This window comes from Streptomyces sp. YS-3 (assembly GCF_045257485.1).
Classification (GTDB): domain Bacteria; phylum Actinomycetota; class Actinomycetes; order Streptomycetales; family Streptomycetaceae; genus Streptomyces.
The window spans coordinates 1-1,312 of the sequence record NZ_JBJHPC010001010.1; the positions used below are offsets into that span (position 1 = coordinate 1).

Genomic DNA, 1,312 nt, shown 5'->3' on the forward strand with positions numbered 1-1,312 from the left:
ACGCGGTGTCCGGCGAGGTGGCGCTGTCCGACAGGAACGCGGTGTCCGGCAAGGTGGCGCTGTCCGGCAGGAACGAGGCTTCCCGCGAGGCAGCGGAATCCGGCACGAAGGCGCTGTCCGGCAGGAACGCGGTCTCCCGCGAGGCGGCGCTGTCCGCTGCAACCGTGGTCCCGTGCCACGGCTCGTCCAGGCCCACAACCTCGGCCTTGTCCACAGAATCCGCCGGGTCCGGCGAACTCCCCTTGCGGGCCCCCGTTTCGGGTCTCCGGATCGGGAGGCGCTGGCTCCGTACGCCCGTGGGGCGTCGGGGGGCCGGCTCGGCCAGCAGGGCTTCCGAGCGGATGTCCCAGGCGCCCGCGCTCTCGGGGGCGCGCGGGATGTCGTTGTCGGCGGGGCCGTCCGCCGGGCGGGTCGTCGGCGGGAGGGTCATCGGGCCACCCCCTCGGCATGGGCGGAGCCGGAACGGCGGCCGGGGCCGGACGGGGCCGGGCCGGTCAGGGCGGTCCAGCTGCCGGGGATGTGGGCCTCGGCCGGGTGGGCGAACGGCACCGGGTCGCCGCTCTCGTCCACGGCGTCCCGCCGGACCGGGCAGTGGGACATGAGCTCCAGGTAAATGCCGCGAAATGCCGCGAGGTTCTGCTCGACGGTGAAGAGTTCGAGCGCCCGGGCCCGGGCGGCGGCGCCGAGCCGTTCACGCCGTTCGGGGTCGCGCAGCAGCGCCACGCACGCGTCCGCGAGCGCACGGGGGTTGCGCGGCGGGACCACGAGCCCCGTGCCGCCGATGACCTCGACCACCGCGCCCGTGTCCGTGGAGACCGTGGCCCGGCCACAGAACATCGCCTCCACCAGGCTGACCGGGAAGCCCTCGACGACGCTGGAGAGGACGACGACGCCACCGCTGGCGTACGCGTCGGCGAGCTCCGGTGCGCCCGGGCCGCCGATCTCCTCGAAGGAGACCGGGTTGTCCCCGACCGCGTGCGCGTCCACGGCCTCGTCGGGGAAGAGCTGGGCCGCCAGGGCGCGGCAGTGGGCGAGGTAGGCGGCGGACTCGGGCGAGAGGGAGGAGGCGGGGGCGCCGACCCCGTGGAGGCCGTCGCCGTAGCCGCCCAGGTGCCCCGGGCCGGTGCCGTGGGCCGAGTCGGCCGCGTACGCCGGACCGGCCTCGTAACCAGGACCGGCCGGGTGACCCGAACCGGCCGCGTATCCGGAACCGGCCGCCGCACCGCCGGGACCGGCTCCGTAACCGTCCGCGTGCTCGGTACCAGCCGCGCACCCCGCCCTGCGCGAACGTCCTCCGCCGAACCCCCTGACC

Annotated in this window: 2 protein-coding genes; both read right to left on the reverse strand. The window is 76.1% G+C overall.

From position 1 onward, the window contains the following. A partial coding sequence (locus tag ACJA3G_RS37130) for a hypothetical protein (protein WP_406557413.1) occupies positions 1-430 on the reverse strand: 430 nt, incomplete at its 3' end. Further along, positions 427-1,312, reverse strand: an 886-nt coding sequence (locus tag ACJA3G_RS37135; protein ID WP_406557414.1) for a glycosyltransferase, incomplete at its 5' end; no start/stop codon positions are given. The genes ACJA3G_RS37135 and ACJA3G_RS37130, both read right to left, overlap by 4 nt.